2 protein-coding genes are annotated in these 3,116 nt (G+C 58.8%); both read left to right on the top strand.

Features of this window, described 5'->3' with window-relative positions:
* Nucleotides 1–1,660, top strand: a 1,660-nt coding sequence (locus tag H5U08_RS14020) for a PQQ-binding-like beta-propeller repeat protein (protein WP_297034309.1), incomplete at its 5' end; no start/stop codon positions are given.
* A gap of 43 nt (nt 1,661–1,703) precedes the next feature.
* Nucleotides 1,704–2,888: a DUF697 domain-containing protein gene (locus H5U08_RS14015; protein ID WP_297034306.1), complete on the top strand. Its 1,185-nt coding sequence runs from the start codon at nt 1,704–1,706 to the stop codon at nt 2,886–2,888.
* The last annotated feature ends 228 nt before the right edge of the window (nt 2,889–3,116 follow it).

Raw genomic sequence — 3,116 nt, 5'->3', positions numbered from 1 at the left:
ACCAATCCTGGCCTTTCACCTGGAAGGCGGGGAGAGATCGGTCCAGGCCCGGCTCCTCTGGCAGTTGCCGCGGGGTGGGCCATACATCCCCTCCGGTATCGTCTATCGCAACCGTCTTTATGTTCTGTCCGATCTGAAGTGGCTGACCTGCTACAACCCCGGCAATGGCGAGGTGATCTGGCGGGCCCCGCTGGAGGGAACGTTCACGGCTTCGCTTGTGGCGGCCGACGGCCGATTGTATGCCGTCAACGAACGTGGCGTCGTCTTTGTGGTGGCGGCGGGAGACGAGTTCCGTCTTCTCTCCCGCAACGAAGTTGGCGGCCGCTGCCTGGCCACGCCCGCGCTGGTCGATCGCGATCTCATTTTGAGAACCGATGAAGCGCTCTACTGCTTCAGTGAGCCTGGGAGCTCGGAAAATGTCAAACAGGAAAACACTGAGCCTCCTACCAGCCCCGCTCAAAACGCTGAAGAACGTAAGGAGGCTTCGAGTGCACCATCCGGAAACACCGTGCACGACAGCGCGGCCGAACCGCCGTCCACGGAGACGCCTGTGGATATCATCTCTGGAAGCGACTGGCCGGTTTTCCGAGGCACGCCCACGGCCACCGGCCTGGTGCTGGGGCGATTCGATCAGCCGCCCAAGCAGGCGTGGGCCTTCACCGCCGAAAACGATTCCTTCACGGCGACGCCGGTTGTGGCCGACAATACGGTTTTCCTGGGCGGCAACGAAGGCAACTTTTACGCCGTCGATCTGCAAACAGGCCAAAAACGATGGGCCTGGAAGGCACCCGCAGGAATTGTTGCGCCTGCCGGTTATTGGAACGGCCATGTGTACGTAGGAGATATTAACGGTGGCTTTCACTGTTTGCGAGCACAAACCGGCGATCCTGTCTGGCAAAAAGAGGTAGAAGGGGAAATCGACGGGGGCCCCGGCTTCGCGACGCTGCCCTCCGGCAAACAGGTTGTGGTGTTTGGATCCCAGGACACATTTCTCTACTGTGTGGATGCACAAACTGGGGAGATTGTGTGGAAAGGCGGTGGCCACGACCAAATCCGCTGCACACCCCCCATCGTCGAGGGACGCACATTCATCGCTGGATGCGATGGAAAACTCCATGTGGTGGAAATCCAGAACGGCCGGGAAATCGCCGCGATTGACTTGGAAGGGCCGACCGGCTCGACCCCCGCAGTGGTGGGTTCTCTGGCCTATGTAGGCACGGAAAATGGCGTCTTCTTTGGCATCGACTGGAAACGGGCAAAAGTCGTCTGGCGTTATGACAATGAAAACGAGGGCGGAGCCTTTCGGGCATCGGCGGCAGTGAATGAGCGCTACGTCGTGGTGGGAAGTCGGGACAAAGCCGTCCATTGCTTCGACCGCATCACCGGCCGGCACGTGTGGCGATTTCCCACACGGCGCTACGTGGACGCCTCGCCCGTCATTGTGCGGGCAACACACCAGGCCGATCCCGACAACGATCTGGTCCTGGCAGCCTCGCTGGACGGCCATGTTTACGCCGTTCGCATCAGGGACGGACAGTCGCCCTGGGCGCTCACGGTGGGCGGGGCCATCTCGGCATCCCCGGTTGTCGTGCAAAACGCTCTGCTGGTGGCCACCGAAGACGGAGACCTTTTGTGTTATCGCGCCGCCACAGGACCATAATATGAGTTAGGATGGGCGACAATCATTACGCGCGGAAATGAGTATGATCTCCCCCAACTTCTCCGAGGTCAACAATCCCGAGTTTCTCCGGAAGTTAGAGGAACTGAAAGACCGTCTGCCCCCGCCGGTTATCTGGCTTGTTGGAAAGGCCCAGGCGGGCAAGACGTCGATCGTGCAAGCCCTCACGGGCGATCCTCGTGCGGAAATCGGAAATGGATTTGAGCCCTGCACGAAGTCATCGTGGCGTTATCCGTTCCTGAGCCATGAGTCGCCTCTTCTGGAGTTCCTGGACACGCGCGGTCTTGGCGACGCCGATTACGATCCCACGGAGGACCTGCAATGGCACGAGCAGCACGCACACCTCGTGATGGCCGTCATGCGGGCGATGGACCTGGCACAGGACGCTGTCCGAGCCGTGATCCATCAGGTGATGCGGCGGCACCCCGATTGGCCGGTGATTGTGGTCCAAACGTGTCTTCATGATGGGTATCCCTGGCGTGAGCCGCGTCACATTCTCCCGTATCCATTTGATCGTGAGCCCTTCCCGCCGGAAGTGCCGCAAGACCTTGCCCGTGCCCTCACTGAGCAACGTTCGTGGTTCCCGAGGGACAAGGTCCGCTTTGTGGCCATTGATTTTACGCTGCCCGAAGATGGATACACCCCGCAGTTTTACGGTCTGGAGCAGCTCTGGCAGGCCATCGAGAATGCCTTTCCGGCAAGTATCGGGGCGATGATCGCGGCCATCCCGGAGCTGCGTCGTCACGTGGGAGCCATCCACGGTCAGAAGGCACTGGGAGTGATTCTCCACCATGCTCTCCTAGCCGCGATAGCAGGGGCGGTTTCCATTCCGGCAATCGACTTGCCCTTGATTTTGGGTATTCAATTTCTCATGGCCCAGCGGCTCGCCGCCATTTACAATCAACCACTCACCTGGGAACGTTTCTGGGATATGGCGGCAACCCTGGGTTGGGGCTTCGCCACCCGTTGGGGCATCCGCTACGTGGCTCGTGAGCTGCTCAAGGTGTTTCCCTGGGTGGGTGTGCCAGCCGCGGCGGCCTTCAGCGGGATCTCAACCTACGCCCTGGGACAAACCCTCGCATGGTATTTTGCAGAAATCAAGAAGGGCGCCGTGCCGACGCCGGACGACATCAGGCGCATTTTTCAAAATGAATTGAAATTCGCCCACAAACATCTGGCAGGCCTTTTTCAATCGGTGAAAAGTACCTGAAAGACAAAATGAGAATCTGTCCGCTGCAACACATGCGCATTGAATCCCCTTTGATCGGATTATCCCTGCCAACAAATCGGCGAGTATTATTTCAGGTGTTTAATACGTATTAAATAAGAGGACTTCCATGTTCCGTAAACGGCAGGCGATTTTGTGGGCGATCACCCTGATGATTGTGGCTATTCCATACGTTGGCTTGATGGTTGTCGGGGCCTACACCCTCTGGCG

The organism is Thermogutta sp., assembly GCF_014359955.1.
Taxonomy (GTDB): domain Bacteria; phylum Planctomycetota; class Planctomycetia; order Pirellulales; family Thermoguttaceae; genus Thermogutta.
This window is presented reverse-complemented; position numbering and strand designations above follow the sequence as displayed.